We start from the raw sequence: 16,138 nt of genomic DNA, 5'->3' as shown, positions 1-16,138 counted from the left end.
TGTGCTGCAGTGGCGAACTTGCGACCGAAAAAGGGGATCCGATTGCTGAGATTTGTGGACATCGATCAAGCCTATCCCGAAAAGCGCCCGGAGGGCGAACGAGCCAAGGATTTCCGCGAGATCTACCGGCCGTTCGACCCTGCGAAGGCGAAGGATCAGGCTGCGCGGTGCTCGCAATGCGGCATTCCCTTCTGCCAGACCGGTTGCCCGCTGCAGAACAATATTCCCGACTGGCTGATGCTGGCCGGCGAGGGGCGTTTGCGCGAAGCCTACGAGACCTCGTCCGCCACCTCCACCATGCCGGAAATCTGTGGCCGTATCTGCCCGCAGGACCGGCTCTGCGAAGGCAGCTGCGTGGTGGAAAAGTCCGGTCATGGCGCCGTCACCATAGGTGCCGTGGAGCAGTACATAACGGATACGGCCTGGAATGAGGGCTGGGTCTCCCCCCTCAAACCCGGTAAGCCGCGCGGTGCGAGTGTGGGCATTGTCGGTTCGGGCCCTGCGGGCCTGGCTGCGGCCGAGCGCCTGCGCGAGGCTGGCTATGAGGTCACGGTCTATGAACGTTCGGACCGGGCCGGCGGGCTTTTGATGTACGGTATTCCGGGGTTCAAGCTGGACAAGAGCGTCGTTCAGCGCCGGCTCGACCGGCTGGTCGAGGGCGGGGTCGAGTTCCGGCTCGAATTCGAAGTGGGGCACGACGCCACGCTGGAAGAGCTGCGCAATCAGCATCATGCGGTGCTGCTGGCGACAGGCGTGTATGCGGCGCGCCAGCTGACCTGCCCGGGCGCGGGCAATGGTGTCATCCCGGCTCTGGATTATCTCACCCGTTCCAACCGCAACGATCTGGGCGATGCGCCTGCCGGTGACGAGACCCTGTCGGCCAGGGGCAAACGCGTCGTGGTGATTGGCGGCGGCGATACGGCGATGGACTGTGTGCGCACGGCCGTGCGCCAGGGCGCGGCGTCGGTCACCTGTCTTTATCGCCGCGACCGGGAGAACATGCCCGGTTCGGCACGCGAGGTGAAACATGCCGAGGAAGAGGGTGTCGTTTTCGAATGGCTGTCTTCTCCGCTTGCCATCCTGACCAAGGGTGACGCCATCGAGGCGGTGCGGGTCCAGGGCATGCGACTGGGCGCGCCCGATGCGTCCGGCCGCCGGGCGCCGGAACCCGATCCGGGCAACACATGGGATGTCGCCGCCGACATGGTGGTCTCGGCGCTCGGTTTCTCGCCGGAGGATCTGCCGGAAATCTTCTCCGCGCCTGATCTGTCGGTCCATCGCGATGGCCGGGTCGAAGGTGACGGCGCGACCAAGATGACCAGTCTGGACGGTGTCTTCGTGGCGGGCGACCTCCATCGCGGGGCTTCGCTGGTGGTATGGGCGATCCGCGACGGGATAGACGCCGCACAGTCCATCGAATGCTATCTGGACAATCGCCTTGCGGTTCTGGGAGCTGCCGAATGACCCATCAGACCTGGAACGGGGCCCGCACGCGGGCCGGCTTGTCCCTGCTCGAAAGTACGGGCCTGTGGCGCCCGGAGGACGAGCGCGATGCCTGCGGCGTCGGCCTGATTGCCGACATGAAGGGCCGTGCCCGCCGCGAGATCGTGGAATTGGCGCTCGATGCGCTGAAATCGGTCTGGCATCGCGGCGCTGTCGATGCCGACGGGCTGACCGGCGACGGGGCCGGTCTTCGCGTCGGCGTGCCGCAGGGCTTCTTCAAGGCCGCCGTCGCGCGCACGGGCCATGAACCTGAACGCGGCGATGTCATCGTCGGCATGGTCTTCCTGCCGCGAACGGACTTCGCTGCGCGCGAGCGGGCCCGCGCCATTATCGAAGCGGAAATCCTGCGCGAGGGTTTTGCCTTCTATGGCTGGCGCCAGCCGCCGGTCGACACGGCGGTGCTGGGCGACAAGGCCCGGGCCACCCTGCCGGAGATCGAACAGGTCCTGTTCCGCGACCCCACGGGCCGCGATATCGAAAGCGTGGAGCGCATGCTCTACATCGTTCGCCGCCGCATCGAGCGGCGTGCGCGCGAGGAGAATCTGCGCGATCTCTATGTCTGCTCGCTGTCCTCGCGCGACATCATCTACAAGGGGTTGTTCCGGGCCGAGGATATCGACGCCTTCTACCGTGATCTCCAGCATCCGGATTTCGTGTCGCCCTTCGCGATCTTCCACCAGCGCTATTCCACCAACACCTTCCCGGAATGGCGTCTGGCCCAGCCCTTCCGCATGCTGGCGCACAACGGCGAGATCAACACGATCCGCGGCAATATCAACTGGATGAAGAGCCATGAGGTTCACATCGCCGAGACCGCCTTTGCCGGCGACGAGGCGGATGTGAAACCGGTAATCCAGCCAGGTGCGTCCGACAGCGCCGCACTGGACCAGGCCTTCGAGATCCTGGTGCGGGCCGGACGTTCTGCGCCGATGACCAAGACCATCCTGATCCCCGAGGCCTGGTCCAAGCGTGCCGATGTGATGCCGGAAGGCTGGGCGCGCATGTATGAATACTGCAATGCCGTCATGGAGCCTTGGGACGGGCCGGCCGCCATTGCGGCCTTCGACGGCCGCTGGGCGATCGCCGGCATGGACCGCAACGGCCTGCGCCCCATGCGCTATGCGACCACCGAGGACGGGATCCTGGTGGCCGGGTCGGAGACCGGCATGGCCCCCATCGACCAGCACGAGGTGGTCGAGCGCGGCCAGATCACGCCGGGCCGCCTGATTGCCCTGGATATCGAGGAAGGCCGCTTCTATCGCGAGCAGGAAATCCTCGACGAGTTGAGCGAGCAGCATCCCTATGCCCGCTGGCTGGGCGAGATGGAGGATATCGAGCCGGTCATCGGCCCGGGCGCGGAACCGCAAATGTTCGAACTTGAGGAACGCACGCGCCACCAGGCCGCGGCGGGCTTTTCCTTCGAAGGTATCGAACTTGTCCTCGACGCCATGGCGGAGGACGGCAAGGAAGCCGTCGGCTCGATGGGCGACGATGCGCCTCTGGCGGTACTGTCCGAGACCTATCGACCCCTGTCGCACTTCTTCCGGCAGAATTTTTCCCAGGTCACCAACCCGCCCATCGACCCGTTGCGCGAAGGCCGGGTGATGGGTCTGAAGACCCGGTTTCGCAATCTCGGCAATATCCTCGCCCAGGGTGAGGAACGGGCGTCCGTCCTGGTGCTCGACAGCCCGATCCTGACCAACGGGGCCTATGAGCGCTGGCGCGAGCACATGGGCGGGGCGGTCAAGGAGATCGATTGCCTGGTCCGCGCCGCGGGCGCCACGGGCGACGGCCTGACCCTGCGCAAGGCGCTGGACGGTGTGATCGCCGAGGCCGTCGCGGCTGTACGCGACGGCGCGGCGCATCTCGTCCTCACCGATCACCGCCAGGATGAGGGCCGCGCCGGCCTGCCGATGATCCTCGTCGCCGGTGCCGTGCACTCCACCCTCACCCGGGAAGGGCTGCGCAATTTCTGCTCGCTCAACGTACGCTCGGCCGAATGTTTCGATTCGCACTATGCCGCTGTTCTCGTCGGGCTCGGCGCCACCACGGTGAACCCCTATCTCGCCTTCGACACGATCACCGCGGGACGGGAAACCAAGGGCGGCGACGCCTGGGCGTGTGCCCGGGCCAAGCGCCTGAAGGATGCGCTCGACGGCGGCCTGCTGAAAATCCTCTCCAAGATGGGGATCTCAATCGTGTCCTCCTATCGCGGGGGCTGCAATTTCGAGGTCCTGGGCCTCTCCCGCGCGCTGGTGGAAGCGTATCTGCCGGGTGTGGTCAGCCGGATTTCCGGCATCGGCCTGCCGGGCCTGGAAGTGCGTACACTCGATTTGCACCGCAAGGCCTGGTCGGGTCCGGAGGCGCGCCTGCCGATCGGCGGCTTCTACCGCCAGCGGGCATCCGGGGACCGGCACGCCCTGTCGGCCCGGGTGATCAGCGAGCTGCAAGAGGCCGTGCGCAACAACGATACTGAAGCCTGGACCCGCTATCGCGAGGCGGTGCAGCGACAGGGGCCTATCCAGCTGCGCGATCTGATCGATATGCGTGCCATCGGTCCGGCCATCGGTCTCGACCGGGTGGAATCGATCAATGGTATCCGCCGGCGTTTCGTCACGCCGGGGATGTCGCTGGGTGCGCTTTCGCCGGAAGCGCATGGCGCGCTCAATGTCGCGATGAACCGGATCGGTGCGAAGTCGGTATCGGGCGAAGGCGGCGAGGATCCCAAGCGCTACAAGCCCTTGCCCAATGGCGATAACATGAATTCCGCGGTCAAGCAGATTGCCTCGGGCCGCTTCGGCGTGACTGCGGAATATCTCAATCAGTGCCGCGAATTCGAGATCAAGGTGGCCCAGGGTGCCAAGCCCGGCGAAGGCGGTCAGTTGCCCGGCTTCAAGGTCACCGACTTTATCGCGCGCATGCGCCACGCCACGCCGGGTGTCAGCCTGATCTCGCCGCCGCCGCACCACGACATCTATTCCATCGAGGACCTGGCGCAGCTGATCTACGATCTGAAACAGATCAATCCGCGCGCCCGCGTCGGAGTGAAGCTGGTTGCGGCGGCCGGTGTCGGTGCCGTGGCGGCCGGTGTGGCCAAGGCCAATGCCGACATCATCAATATTTCCGGCTCGGTCGGCGGCACGGGGGCGGCTGCCCTGACTTCGATCAAGTTCGCCGGGGGCCCGCTGGAACTGGGCCTGGCCGAGGCGCACCAGATGTTGTCGCTGAACGGGTTGCGCGAACGCGTCACCCTGCGCGCCGATGGCGGTATCCGCACGGGGCGGGACGTGGTCGTGGCAGCGATGCTGGGCGCCGAGGAATTCGGCATCGGCACGGCCTCGCTGATCGCCCTGGGCTGTCTGATGGTGCGGCAGTGCCATTCCAACACCTGCCCTGTCGGCGTGTGCACCCAGGACGACGATCTGCGGGCCCGTTTCGGCGGTTTCCCGGATCATGTCGTCAATCTGATGACTTTCCTGGCGCAGGACGTACGCGAAATCCTGTCGGGTCTCGGGGCGGCGTCGCTGGAGGATGTGATCGGACGCTCCGACCTGCTCGCCCAGGTGTCGCGCGGGTCCGAGGCGCTGGACGATCTCGACCTGTCCGCCATCATGTCGCGGGCCGATGCGGTGGAACGGCCGGCGCGGTCGACGCGGACCCAGCGCAATGAGGTCACGCCCAGCCTGGACGAGCAGATCATCGTCGATGCGGCGCCCGCCTTTGACCGGGGTGAGAAGATGCAGCTGGACTATGGCGTGAAGAATACCGATCGCGCCGTGGGCACGCGGACGTCCTCGGAAATCGTCACCCGGTTCGGTCCGGACGGTCTGGGCGAGGATCATCTCACCCTGCGCCTGCGCGGATCGGCCGGCCAGTCGCTGGGGGCGTTTGCCGCGCGCGGCCTCAGGATCGAGCTCGATGGCGATGCCAATGACTATGTCGGCAAGGGGCTGTCGGGAGCGACGCTGGTGGTTCGGCCCTATGGCGGTTCCAGTGCGGTCAACGAGGCCCATGCCATTATCGGCAATACCTGTCTTTATGGCGCCACGTCGGGCCGCCTGTTCGCGGCCGGCCGGGCCGGCCAGCGCTTCGCCGTGCGCAATTCCGGCGCCGAGACAGTGGTGGAAGGCTGCGGCACCAATGGCTGCGAATACATGACCGGCGGTGCGGCAGTGATCCTGGGTGCGGTGGGCGATAATTTCGCGGCCGGCATGACCGGGGGCGACGCCTTCGTCTACGATCCCGACCGTCGGCTCGATGCCCGGCTTAATCCGGAGACCGTGCTGGCCTTCGACCTTGAGAGCGAGGCCGAACGGCGTTGTGTGGCCCTGATCGAGGCGCATGCAGAGGCGACCGGGTCGGTCTTGGCGCGGCGCCTGCTGGAGGCCTGGGACACCGTGCGCGGCGACTTCGTGCATCTGCGCGGCGAGGAGGTGGTCAAGCGCGAGCGGGCGCGTCTGCTCGAACCGGCCAATGAAAGCCGTACGGCCTGACCAGAACCGGTTTTGCGGTGCAGCAAGGGCATTGGTTCCGGGCGCCGAACGGCGTATGAGGGCGCACGACTCGTCTCAAGGAGCGCGCCATGCGGATCGACAAAATCGCTGCGGGTGAAAACCCGCCCGAGGACATCAACGTCATCATCGAAGTCCCGGTCGGCGGCCAGCCGGTCAAGTACGAGATGGATAAGGATGCCGGCACGCTCTTCGTCGACCGCTATCTGCACACGCCGATGAGCTATCCCTGCAATTACGGTTTCATGCCGCACACCCTGTCGGAAGACGGCGATCCGATCGATGTCATGATCATCGGCCACACCACGCTGGTGCCGGGCTGTGTCGTGCGCGCCCGCCCGATCGGCGTTCTTATGATGGAGGACGAGAGCGGCATGGACGAGAAGATCCTTGCCGTGCCGCACCACAAACTCTCCCCGCTCTACGATGCGATCAAGGAATACGGCGACGTCGCACAACCGCAGCTGATGCGGATCAAGCACTTCTTCGAGCACTACAAGGATCTCGAGCCCAACAAATGGGTCAAGGTGATCGGTTGGGGCGATGCCGAAAAGGCACGCCAGCTGATCATGGAATCGATCGACCGCGCCGGTCCCGACACCTAGCTCATCGTGTAGTTCAGCGCCAGACAGCCGCCATCGGCATAGAGAGTCGTGCCGGTGATGTAGCTGGCATCCTTGGACGCGAGGAAGGACGCCACCGAGGCCACCTCGTCCGGATCGCCGATACGCTGCAGCGGCGTGCGCGACATGATCTTGGCCATCGCCTCGGGATTGTCGTTCACCGATTTGAGCACGTCGGTATTGATGCTGCCCGGTGCGATCGCGTTGACGCGGATGCCGTATTTCGCCAGCGACAGGGCCATCGACTTGGTCATCTGGTTGATCGCGCCCTTGGTCGTGCAATAGGCCAGCTGGTCCGGAATCGCGACCACGCCGTTGACCGACGACATGTTGATGATGGCATAGCGCCGGCGCACGTCCTCGGCGCGTTCCCCGGCCTCGTCGATCTGGTCCACCATCTGCCGGGCCGCCTCGCGCGCCACAAGGAAGGCGCCGCGCAGATTGACCCCGATCACCTTGTCGAAATCGGTTTCGGACAGGTCGAGAATATCGCCCTTGGCGACGATGCCGGCATTGTTGACCAGGACGTCCAGCCGGTCGAAGGCCGAGCGTGTCTCGGCCAGGAGGTTATTGACCGACAGGCGGTCCGATACATTGCAGGAGACAAACAGCGCCTTGTTCTTGTCGGCGCCCAGCTCGTCGGCCAGGGCGGCGCCGGCGTCCTGGTCGATGTCGGCAATGACGACATTGAAGCCGTCTTCGCTCAGGCGGCGGGCGCAGGCCTTGCCGATACCGTTGGCACCGCCCGTGACGATGGCGACCCGGTCTCCCATGATGCGATCCTCCTGCTGGCACCCGGCCCGGGACGTCCGGCGGGGCGTGCAGACCTTGCACGGGCAGCCGCCGCTGGCAATGGCCGTTGCGGCCGGTGTCAGGGATTGTGCGTGCGTTCGTAGTCTTGCGCGATCTCCGGGTCGTCAGGTGCCAATTGCCAGGCGCGGCGGTAAAGGGGCATGGCCTCGTCGAGCCGGCCGAGAGCCTCCAGCGCCGAGGCGTGCGAATGCACGATGGCGCCCGATTCCGGTTCCAGCTCCACCGCCTGTTCGCAAAGGGGAAGGGCAGTAGCGGCCCGGCCGTCCTGAATCAGTGTCCAGCACAACATGTTCAGCGTGGTGCCATTGTCCGGCTCCAGTTCCACGGCGCGGCGGGCATCCTCGACCGCGGCCGATGTCATGCCGGCATCGAGAAGGGCACTCGACCGGTTGATCCAGGCGCCCATCCAGTTCGGCTCGAGGCGGACGACGTGGTCGTAGGCGACCACTGCGTCGGCAGGCCGGTCCATGTCCTGGTAGACAATGCCCAATGTGAGCTGGGTCATCACATCGTTGGGCATTTCGCCCGCGGCCCTGCGAAGATCGTCCAGGGCACCGTCGAGCTGGCCCACCTCGGCCCGGGCGATGCCGCGATTGCGCCACAGGGTCGGCTCGACGACTTCGGCCCGCTGGGTATCGACAATGGCAAAGGCGAAATTATAGGCGCTGAGCGCCTCTTCGAATCTTTCCTCGGACAGGAAGGCTGCGCCGAGCCCGGCATAGATGCCGACCTCTTCGTCCGGCGTGAGATTCTCGGAGCTCAGACAGGCTTCAAGGTGTTCGATGGCCTGGCTGCTATTGCCTGCTTCCAGCGCCAGCCGGCCCTGCGCGCAGGACGTGAGTTCCTTGTCGGCCAGGGCGGGCGAAGCGGTCAGGGCCGCGACGGTCAGGATCACAGCGATCGCGCGCATCGGGTATCTCCGGTATCGATTGGCCCAAGTCTAGCCTACGAAAAGGGCGGCCCGAAAGCCGCCCCGATGAAATCTGCCGGACTGGCCGGTCAGCTTGCCATTGTGCCGTGTGTCGACAATCGCAAGCTTTCTATCTGTTCCTTGATTCGAAGCTTTTCCTTCTTGAGACGAGCGACTTCCAGAGAGTCCGCGGACGAGTGCTTCTTGAGATCGTCGATCTGAGAATCCAGACGCGTGTGACGGGCGTCGAGCTCACGGATGCGGGCTTCGATGGACATGGAACGTCTCCTCTACTGACGTGGGACCCTCGATTGAAACACGTTGTGACGCTATGTCTACTCACGAAACGTTTCGGGGTTATGGGATGGTAAAGCCCGACCGGCTGATCGTGGGCGTGTCCGGCGCGTCCGGCATCGTCTACGGAATTCGCGCGCTTGAAGCGCTCAAGGCCTTGAACGTCGAGAGTCATCTCGTGGCGTCAAAAGCGGCCGAAATGACGCTTGGCTACGAGACCGGCCTGTCTATCCGCGATTTCCGGTCGCGGGCCGACCAAGTCTACAAGATGCCCGATGTCGGCGCTGCGATCGCATCGGGATCCTTCGTGACACGGGGCATGCTGATCGCGCCGTGTTCGGTCCGCACGATGTCGGAAATCGCCACCGGTGTGACCTCCAGCCTGCTCACGCGCGCCGCTGATGTCGTGCTCAAGGAGCGTCGGCGCCTTGTGCTGATGGTGCGCGAGACGCCGTTTCATCTCGGCCATATCCGCACCATGGAAGCGTTGACCGAGATGGGGGCGGTGATCTGTCCGCCGCTTCCGGCCTTCTACGCCAGGCCCGAGACCATCGACGACCTCGTCGACCAGTCCGTCGGCCGCGCCCTCGACCTGTTCGGCCTGGACTGGGACGGCACACGCCGCTGGGGTGAGGATCTGGAGGGCGGGCGGCGTTAGCGTTCAGCGCAGGCCGACATCGCCGCGGGCCGCATCGGCCAGACTTTCCGGATCGTATCCATGCCCGTCACGAAAGACATAGACCGTCGAGCGGATCACGGCCGGATCGGCGGCCAGGTCCCCCGCCACGACGACGAGGTCGGCGCGATAGCCGGCGCGGACAAGGCCGCGGTCCGAACCGAGGCCCAGCTCGACGGCACCGTTGTGCGTCATGATGCGAACGGCCTCTGCGACCGGAAACCCCGCCTCGACAAGCAGTTCCAGATTGCGCTGATCGCCGTAGCCGGGGACGACGTGCCGGCCATTGTCCGGTCCGGCGACCAGCCGGCCTCCCGCGGCCACGAAACCGCGTTCGAAGGAAAGAACGCGATTGAACAATTCCGGCGTGAAGCGGGTTGTGTCGCGACGCGCGCGCAGGGCGGTCTGGCGTGCGTCGTAAGCCGCTCGGGCATCGGCGGACAGCATCTCGATCGCGCGCGGATCGCCCTGGGGACGGTGTGCGAAGTGGGACTCGATAATGGCCAGGGTCGAGGTCAGCGTGACGTCGCGGGCGACAAGACTTTCGACAATGGCCGCGATTTCGGGGCCGTCCATCTCGGCGGTCTCCAGCGAGGACAGGGTGGACGGGCATTCGCCGCGGGCCTTGTCCGCCACCAGGTCGGACATGGACAGGAATCCGTGCTCGATGCGGTCGATCCCCATTTCCGCGGCTTCCTGGAAAGTCAGTGAGCACAGATGACCGGTGACCGCCAGGCCGTGGGTGTGGGCGTGCTCGATCACGGCTGCTGCGATCGCGGGTGTGACATGGCGGTAGAGTTTGAAACCGGCGACACCGGCCGATGCCCAGTAGTCGACGAATGCCCGGGCGTCACCGGGCGTTTCCGGCCGGGGCATCACCCAGTTGCCGCCGGGTCCGGTAACATAAGGCGCGGCAATCCGCATGTCGGGACCCGGGCCGAGCCCGCGCGAAACAGCCCCGGCCATGTTCAACTCGGCCAGCGGCGCCGCGCTGCCGGCCGAGAAGAGGGTCGTCACGCCTCCGGCCAGGTAGAGATGGGGAGCGGCGTGGTGGCTGACCGGCACGCCGGGATGGTGGAGGTGATTGTGCAGGCCCACAAAGCCCGGGATCACCGTGTGGCCATCCATATCGAGGCGTTCGAAACCCTCCGGTATGGCCAGCGCTCCGTCCGCCCCTACGGCGAGAATCCGGCCGTTCTCGATGAGAACTGTCTGGTCGGTCTGCGCCGGTCCGCCCGACCCGTCGATCACCTGTATCCCGGTCAGGGCCAGCTGCCGGGCGTCGACGCGAATATGCCGTGTCACCGACTCGCTCAGCATCTGCGGCGGCTGAGATGCGAAGGCGGCCGGGACTGCAAGTGCAAGCAGGATGGCGGGCATGAACCGAGTGAACATGAACAGTCTCTTTGTGCTATTTTCGTAACCACTATGTTACAGATGTAACTTGCGTGGCAAGCCGGAAACCCAGCTGCAGCCGCGCTTTCGCGTCTGCAGCGACCATTGCGCATTTATCTGCGGTGTGAATGCCGCTAACATGCCGGCGCCGACAGAGGGGGACCGCGACGATCCTGCATGTCCGCTCGTCCCGGCACACGGCAAACCGGTACATTGTCCGACAAGAAAGAGACGGCTCAGGAATGGACGGCGATTCCACCGACCAGCAGGCACTCCGCGAAAAACTCACCGCTCTGCGCGCTCAGCACGATGCGCTCAATCACGAAGTCGACGCCCTGACGGAAAATGGCGTCGTCGACCAGCTAAAACTGGCCCGCCTCAAAAAGGAAAAGCTCAAACTGAAGGACGAGATCGCGCGCGTCGAGGACCAGATAACGCCCGACATCATCGCCTGAGTGCGGATCAGGCCTGTTTGCGTGTGGTTGCGGTCTTCTGGGCCTGCTTGCGGGCGTACATGGCTGCGTCGGCCTGGGCCATGGCTTCCTCGGCCTTGTGGCCTGCCGTCAGCGGCTGACAGCCCCAGGCGGCGCCCACGGTCAGAGACTCGTCCTTATGGGTGAAAGGCGTGGTCTCGATGATCTCGACCAGTTCCTGTGCCTTGGCCTCGGCCCCGTCCCGCCCGGTCAGCGTCAGGACCACGCCGAATTCGTCACCGCCCAGCCGGCCGACGGCGTCGGTCTCGCGGATATGCGCGGTCAGAAGGCCGGCGACATGGTGCAGGGCGGCATCACCGGCGGCATGGCCGTGCGTGTCGTTGATCGTCTTGAACCCGTTGAGATCGAGATAGACCAGGGCCGAGGGCGCATTGTGGCGTTCCGCCAGCGCCAGTGCCTTGGACACTTCGCGCAGAAAGGCACGCCGGTTGAGCACCGGCAGAAGCGCATCGTGATCGGCCAGGGATTCCAGTTCGCGAACCCGGCCGCGCAGGCGCTCGGTCTCCTTGCGCAGCTGGTCGACCTCGCCCATCAGGGACAGCAGGGCGCGCTGGACATTGGGGGTCAGCTCGGCTTCCGGCACGCCCATGATGGAAGCGGCGTCGCGCGGCGCGGCCGTGTCCCCAGCCGCACTCGTGGAGCCGGTCTTCCTGGCACCGTCGCTCTTGCCGGTGCGGGCGACATTGCCGCCGGTATTCAAGGGGCCGATGCGCATGCGTCGATCCTGTTCGAATCTGTTCAGGCTCAGGCTGAACAAGTGTGGTTAAGAAACCCTCAAGCCGCAAAAGAAGCGCCTTGCCTGACTGGGCGATCTTGACGTTCTGAACGCTGGAGTTAAGGTCCCGCGCTTCCTTTCCTCCGCGCAGGAAGCGTCATGAGCGAATTGTCGCCGCAATCCTCTGAAGTCTCCGCCGATGTCGCCATCATCATGGGTTCGCGCTCGGATTGGCCGACCATGAAAAAGGCGGCCAACATCCTGCGCGAACTCGGTATCGGCTATGAAACGCAGGTCGTGTCCGCGCACCGGACACCAGACCGGCTTGTGACGTTCTCAAAGGCTGCCCGTGACCGCGGTATCAAGGTGATCATCGCCGGGGCCGGGGGTGCGGCACACCTGCCGGGCATGGTGGCCGCGATGACGACGCTTCCCGTGCTGGGGGTGCCGGTGAAGTCCAAGGCGTTAAGCGGTCAGGACAGCCTCCTTTCGATCGTGCAGATGCCTGGCGGTGTTCCCGTGGGCACGCTGGCGATCGGCGATGCCGGGGCGAAGAATGCCGGTCTTCTGGCGGCCTCGATCCTGTCCCTGTCGGATGACGGGATCGCGGGACGCCTGGCGCATTGGCGCCAGGCCCAGAGCGACAGCGTACCGGTCACGGTCGAGGACTGATCCGCCATGAGCGACGGCCCGCTGGCTCCCGGTTCCACCATCGGCATTCTCGGCGGCGGCCAGCTGGGCCGCATGCTCGCGACCGCGGGCGCGGCGCTCGGATTTGACGTGCACGTCTTCGAACCGGAGCCCGACTGCCCGGCCTCCCGCGTTGCGGCCCGTGCCTACTGCGCGCCCTGGGACGACGCCGGAGCGGTCGAGGCCTTTGCGGCGCGCTGCGATGCGGTGACCTACGAGTTCGAGAACGTTCCCCTTGATACCGTGGCCGTGGCGGCCCGCGTCTCGCAGGTGCGGCCTGGTGCGCGCTCGCTGGAGCTCACCCAGGACCGGCTTACCGAGAAGCGTTTCATCAACCAGGCGGGCGTGGCCACCGTGCCCTTCGCAGACGTCACCGACCGGGATGATCTTGGCGCCGCGATTGCCCGGATCGGCCTGCCCGCCGTGCTGAAGACCAGGCGTTTCGGCTATGACGGCAAAGGGCAGGCGTGGATCCGCCAGACCGGCGATGCCGGAGCGGCCTGGACGGCTATAGGCGGGAAACCGGCCATTCTGGAAGGCGCGGCGGACTTCCGGCGAGAGCTGTCGGTCGTGGCGGCACGGTCCGTGGATGGAGAGGTGAAGGCCTGGCCGCTGTCCGAGAACGTCCATGGCGACGGGATTCTCGAGCGGACGACGGCGCCGGCGCCCGGCGTCGATGCGGCCACGCAGGCGCGGGCGCTGGAGATCGCCCGGGCGATCGGCGGCGGTCTGGGTCATGTCGGGGTCTTCGCGGTCGAACTGTTCGACCTCGGCCCCGACGGGCTGGTCGTCAACGAGATCGCTCCGCGTGTCCACAATACCGGTCACTGGACCATGGACGCCTGCGGTTGCGGGCAATTCGAACAGCATATGCGCGCCGTTGCCGGCTGGCCGCTGGGTGATCCTTCGCCGCACTCGGCCTGTGTGATGACCAATCTCATCGGCAAGGATGCGCTGAACTGGGAGCAGATCGCCGGCGACCCTGCGGCGCGGCTGCACCTTTACGGCAAGCGCGCGGTACGCGCCGGCCGCAAAATGGGGCACGTGAACCGGCTTTCCCCGCTATAGGGGTTAGAGATGTTCGCGACACGGCCCATATTGGGGGCATGATCCTGCGCGCGCCTCCTCCCGCTCCGGACGCTTTTCATGGCGATACCGGCCCGTTCGACCTGATCGGGGACGTGCACGGCTGCGCCGGGGAATTGGAGACCCTGCTGCAGCAATTGGGCTACCGGCTGGACATGGACGGGCCGGCGGGCCGCCGCGACTATGAGATCGAACATCCCGAAGGCCGCAAGCCGGTACTCTTGGGCGATCTGGTGGATCGCGGTCCGCGCACGCCGGATGTGATGCGTCTGGCCATGCATCTGGTCGGATCGGGGCGCGGCTATTGCGTGGTCGGCAATCACGACGACAAGTTCCGCCGCTGGCTGGCCGGGCGCAAGGTGGCGATCTCGCACGGTATCCAGACCACGATCGAGCAGTTCGAAAACGAGCCCGACGCGTTTCATGGCGAGGTCGCGCGCTTCATCGATGCCCTGCCCAGCCATCTCGTTCTCGACCGGGGCGCGCTGGTGGTGGCGCATGCCGGCGTGCACGCCGACATGCACGGGGAAGAGAGTTCCCGCGTTCGGGCCTTTGCCATGTACGGAGAAGTAACAGGCGAGCGCGACCGGCACGGCTTGCCTGTGCGCCGCGATTGGGCCCGCCGGTATTCGGGCGAAGCGACGGTCGTGCACGGCCATGTCGCCGAACCGGAGATCCGCGAGCGCAACAATGTCGTGTGCGTCGATACGGGGTGCGTGTTCGGCGGCCAACTCACGGCCATGCGCTGGCCGGAACGCGAGATTGTGCAAGTGCCCGCCGAGCAGACCTGGTTCAGCTCCCCGCGCTGGGGCTGACCGCGGCGCGGTCATGCCCGGCCAGCGCATCGGCAAAGCCGTGATTGACGTCGCGATGGCAGGCCTCGTCGGCCCGCACGGCAATGACAACGTCGCGCAGGCGGGCATTGGCGGGCAGGTTCCAGTAGCGGATCGCGATATCGGGCGCGGGCCCGTTTTCGTGCCGGCCGGCGTCGATCTCTGCGAGATACTGGGTATAGCTGATCACGGCCTCTTCCTCGAAATAGCCGACAACCCGGTGGGCGGTGCGCGGCGAGAACAGGTAGAGAAAGAAGTAGGCGTTATAGAAAATCGCCTGGGTGATCATGATGACGAGGCGTTCGAACAGGGACGGTTTGGCCACCTCGATGAAGGTCATCAGGTGCATGCGTTCGTTCTCGGCCTCGTCCAGTAGCGTGCGGATCCAGCCCTTATCGTCGCGGATGCGGCGGATCGCCTTGAGATGCTGGAGCAGTCCGCCGACCATGCCCGGCACGGCGGCGACGGTTTCCAGTACGACCGCGCGATGGCCGTAGCGCCTGGCAAAGAAGGTGTCCGCGAAGAAGCGCAGAAACTTCACGAAGCCGAAAGCGATGCGGTCGCGCAGTCCCCGGGGCTGGTGGTGAACGTCGAGGTCGATGGTGCCCGTGTGCATGGGGGCCTCCTGGGCTGGGCTCTGTTGATCCAACCTATATCGGAGGCAATGGGTTCCGTGCACGGTGGCGAATGACCGCGCGGCGGAATATCTCGCAATCGGGGAAGGGGATTATGTCCGGTCAGGCACGCGGCCCCGGCCCGTAGCGCAGCTTGCCCAGGAAACCCGCCATGTCCGGCATGTCGGCCGTCATCCTTTGCAATTGCGCCTTGGTCTTCTCGAAATCCATGACGTTCTGGATACGCCGGTCGAGAAAGGCCCGGGCTTCGGGCTTTGCAGCGTCGGTCTCGCCAAGCCAGGTCGCGAGGGTGGTGCCGTAGACGCCCGCAAGGATGGTCCGCTTGGTGTAGAAATTGACGTCGGTCGAGGTGTCGCCGATGGCACGCCAGATCGTGTCGGCTGTGACCCAGAGCAATTGGGCACCCTCGGCGCCGGCATCGGGTAGCATCAGCCGTGCGCGGGCCCGGCGGGCCGCCTCCTCATGCTCGCCGATGGCCGTCAGCCGCGCCATGACGCCGAACCTTACGCGGTCGCGAATCTTCATCTGCGACAGGTCGCCGGCCTTCACCGCGTCGAGCACCGCCGCGTCCAGCTGGCGCGACCAGTGCGCCAGCATGTCCAGCTCCTTGCGCGGACAGGCCAGTTCTGCCTCACCCGCACCGATACCGGCCTCCCTGCGGGCGGCCTCGAACGTCGCCGCGGTCCAGCCATCGAAGGCAGCATGCGCGAGCATGGGCTGCAGCAGGGCTTCGCGTGTGCTAGACTTGTGCGAGCGGGTATCAAAGGCGGCATCGGTCATGCCGTATCTCTAAACCAGACGCGTCTGGACGTCACCACACGTGTGCGCTGACAGAGTGGACACGGCGTCGCAGCTCTGGTAGTAGCCGCGCCTCTGGCGAACTAGCGGCGTGAGGATGGTCCTTGCGTCCAGATAATGGAGAGAGAGCCATCGTACAGATCGTTGTGCGCGACAATAATG

The 16,138-nt window shown here is 65.6% G+C and carries 15 protein-coding genes; 8 read left to right on the top strand and 7 right to left on the bottom strand.

From position 1 onward, the window contains the following. The first annotated feature begins 36 nt into the window (after positions 1-36). The 3 genes from Q1U94_RS09010 to ppa all read left to right on the top strand — a co-directional run bounded on the left by Q1U94_RS09010 (position 37) and on the right by ppa (position 6,619). Positions 37-1,464, top strand: a complete 1,428-nt coding sequence (locus tag Q1U94_RS09010; protein ID WP_366917279.1) for an NAD(P)-dependent oxidoreductase — start codon at positions 37-39, stop codon at positions 1,462-1,464. After that, positions 1,461-5,996, top strand: a complete 4,536-nt coding sequence (gene gltB, locus Q1U94_RS09005) for a glutamate synthase large subunit (RefSeq protein WP_300543570.1) — start codon at positions 1,461-1,463, stop codon at positions 5,994-5,996. The genes Q1U94_RS09010 and gltB overlap by 4 nt, the downstream gene beginning before the upstream one ends. Before the next feature lie 89 nt (positions 5,997-6,085). Continuing rightward, entirely contained in the window at positions 6,086-6,619 is a 534-nt protein-coding gene (gene ppa / locus Q1U94_RS09000) for an inorganic diphosphatase (protein ID WP_300543568.1), read from the top strand. Here the strand turns inward: ppa and Q1U94_RS08995 are convergent. The 3 genes from Q1U94_RS08995 to Q1U94_RS08985 all read right to left on the bottom strand — a co-directional run bounded on the left by Q1U94_RS08995 (position 6,616) and on the right by Q1U94_RS08985 (position 8,638). After that, positions 6,616-7,410, bottom strand: a complete 795-nt coding sequence (locus tag Q1U94_RS08995) for an SDR family NAD(P)-dependent oxidoreductase (protein WP_300543564.1) — start codon at positions 7,408-7,410, stop codon at positions 6,616-6,618. The genes ppa and Q1U94_RS08995 overlap by 4 nt on opposite strands. A 98-nt stretch (positions 7,411-7,508) precedes the next feature. Continuing rightward, positions 7,509-8,360, bottom strand: coding sequence for a tetratricopeptide repeat protein (locus Q1U94_RS08990; protein WP_300543562.1), 852 nt, complete (start codon positions 8,358-8,360; stop codon positions 7,509-7,511). Positions 8,361-8,449: 89 nt separating this feature from the next. Continuing rightward, positions 8,450-8,638: a DUF465 domain-containing protein gene (locus Q1U94_RS08985; RefSeq protein ID WP_300543560.1), complete on the bottom strand. Its 189-nt coding sequence runs from the start codon at positions 8,636-8,638 to the stop codon at positions 8,450-8,452. Positions 8,639-8,724: 86 nt separating this feature from the next. Between Q1U94_RS08985 and Q1U94_RS08980 the strand changes: the two genes are divergently transcribed. Beyond that, positions 8,725-9,312 carry a UbiX family flavin prenyltransferase gene (locus tag Q1U94_RS08980; protein WP_300543557.1) on the top strand — a complete coding sequence of 196 codons (588 nt, stop codon included), beginning with the start codon at positions 8,725-8,727 and terminating at the stop codon, positions 9,310-9,312. 3 nt (positions 9,313-9,315) lie between these two features. Here Q1U94_RS08980 and Q1U94_RS08975 read toward each other — a convergent pair whose 3' ends face one another. Next, complete coding sequence (locus Q1U94_RS08975) at positions 9,316-10,725, bottom strand: amidohydrolase family protein (RefSeq protein WP_300543554.1); 1,410 nt, start codon at positions 10,723-10,725, stop codon at positions 9,316-9,318. Between the two features lie 242 nt (positions 10,726-10,967). Between Q1U94_RS08975 and Q1U94_RS08970 the strand changes: the two genes are divergently transcribed. Then, positions 10,968-11,180: a DUF465 domain-containing protein gene (locus tag Q1U94_RS08970; RefSeq protein WP_300543552.1), complete on the top strand. Its 213-nt coding sequence runs from the start codon at positions 10,968-10,970 to the stop codon at positions 11,178-11,180. A gap of 7 nt (positions 11,181-11,187) precedes the next feature. Here Q1U94_RS08970 and Q1U94_RS08965 read toward each other — a convergent pair whose 3' ends face one another. Then, complete coding sequence (locus Q1U94_RS08965) at positions 11,188-11,934, bottom strand: GGDEF domain-containing protein (protein ID WP_300543550.1); 747 nt, start codon at positions 11,932-11,934, stop codon at positions 11,188-11,190. A 159-nt stretch (positions 11,935-12,093) separates the two neighbouring features. On the opposite strand from Q1U94_RS08965, the gene purE reads away from it, so the two are divergent. From purE to Q1U94_RS08950, 3 genes are read left to right on the top strand one after another with little or no spacing between them, the layout of a single operon-like run. Next, on the top strand, positions 12,094-12,606 hold the full coding sequence (purE, locus tag Q1U94_RS08960; protein WP_300543547.1) for a 5-(carboxyamino)imidazole ribonucleotide mutase: 513 nt from the start codon (positions 12,094-12,096) through the stop codon (positions 12,604-12,606). Between the two features lie 6 nt (positions 12,607-12,612). Continuing rightward, positions 12,613-13,692: a 5-(carboxyamino)imidazole ribonucleotide synthase gene (locus Q1U94_RS08955; RefSeq protein WP_300543544.1), complete on the top strand. Its 1,080-nt coding sequence runs from the start codon at positions 12,613-12,615 to the stop codon at positions 13,690-13,692. A gap of 38 nt (positions 13,693-13,730) precedes the next feature. After that, the gene (locus Q1U94_RS08950) at positions 13,731-14,525 is read left to right on the top strand and encodes a metallophosphoesterase (RefSeq protein ID WP_300543542.1); all 795 of its coding nucleotides are present in this window, start codon (positions 13,731-13,733) and stop codon (positions 14,523-14,525) included. Here the strand turns inward: Q1U94_RS08950 and Q1U94_RS08945 are convergent. Both Q1U94_RS08945 and Q1U94_RS08940 read right to left on the bottom strand, forming a co-directional pair. Beyond that, the gene (locus Q1U94_RS08945) at positions 14,503-15,159 is read right to left on the bottom strand and encodes an alternative oxidase (protein WP_300543540.1); all 657 of its coding nucleotides are present in this window, start codon (positions 15,157-15,159) and stop codon (positions 14,503-14,505) included. The two genes, Q1U94_RS08950 and Q1U94_RS08945, sit on opposite strands and share 23 nt — an antisense overlap. Positions 15,160-15,280: 121 nt before the next feature. Then, on the bottom strand, positions 15,281-15,958 hold the full coding sequence (locus tag Q1U94_RS08940) for a COQ9 family protein (RefSeq protein WP_300543538.1): 678 nt from the start codon (positions 15,956-15,958) through the stop codon (positions 15,281-15,283). Positions 15,959-16,138: the final 180 nt, after the last annotated feature.

This window comes from Maricaulis sp., from assembly GCF_030149515.1.
Taxonomy (GTDB): domain Bacteria; phylum Pseudomonadota; class Alphaproteobacteria; order Caulobacterales; family Maricaulaceae; genus Maricaulis.
This window is presented reverse-complemented; position numbering and strand designations above follow the sequence as displayed.

Bases quoted from the DNA above. Each gene is read 5' to 3' on its own strand.
- purE (WP_300543547.1), top strand. From the start codon at position 12,094: ATGAGCGAATTGTCGCCGCAATCCTCTGAAGTCTCCGCCGATGTCGCC.
- Q1U94_RS08945 (WP_300543540.1), bottom strand. From the start codon at position 15,159: ATGCACACGGGCACCATCGACCTCGACGTTCACCACCAGCCCCGGGGA.
- ppa (WP_300543568.1), top strand. From the start codon at position 6,086: ATGCGGATCGACAAAATCGCTGCGGGTGAAAACCCGCCCGAGGACATC.
- gltB (WP_300543570.1), top strand. From the start codon at position 1,461: ATGACCCATCAGACCTGGAACGGGGCCCGCACGCGGGCCGGCTTGTCC.
- Q1U94_RS08955 (WP_300543544.1), top strand. From the start codon at position 12,613: ATGAGCGACGGCCCGCTGGCTCCCGGTTCCACCATCGGCATTCTCGGC.
- Q1U94_RS08980 (WP_300543557.1), top strand. From the start codon at position 8,725: ATGGTAAAGCCCGACCGGCTGATCGTGGGCGTGTCCGGCGCGTCCGGC.
- Q1U94_RS08985 (WP_300543560.1), bottom strand. From the start codon at position 8,638: ATGTCCATCGAAGCCCGCATCCGTGAGCTCGACGCCCGTCACACGCGT.
- Q1U94_RS08940 (WP_300543538.1), bottom strand. From the start codon at position 15,958: ATGACCGATGCCGCCTTTGATACCCGCTCGCACAAGTCTAGCACACGC.
- Q1U94_RS08970 (WP_300543552.1), top strand. From the start codon at position 10,968: ATGGACGGCGATTCCACCGACCAGCAGGCACTCCGCGAAAAACTCACC.
- Q1U94_RS08995 (WP_300543564.1), bottom strand. From the start codon at position 7,410: ATGGGAGACCGGGTCGCCATCGTCACGGGCGGTGCCAACGGTATCGGC.
- Q1U94_RS08990 (WP_300543562.1), bottom strand. From the start codon at position 8,360: ATGCGCGCGATCGCTGTGATCCTGACCGTCGCGGCCCTGACCGCTTCG.
- Q1U94_RS08965 (WP_300543550.1), bottom strand. From the start codon at position 11,934: ATGCGCATCGGCCCCTTGAATACCGGCGGCAATGTCGCCCGCACCGGC.
- Q1U94_RS08975 (WP_300543554.1), bottom strand. From the start codon at position 10,725: ATGTTCACTCGGTTCATGCCCGCCATCCTGCTTGCACTTGCAGTCCCG.
- Q1U94_RS08950 (WP_300543542.1), top strand. From the start codon at position 13,731: ATGATCCTGCGCGCGCCTCCTCCCGCTCCGGACGCTTTTCATGGCGAT.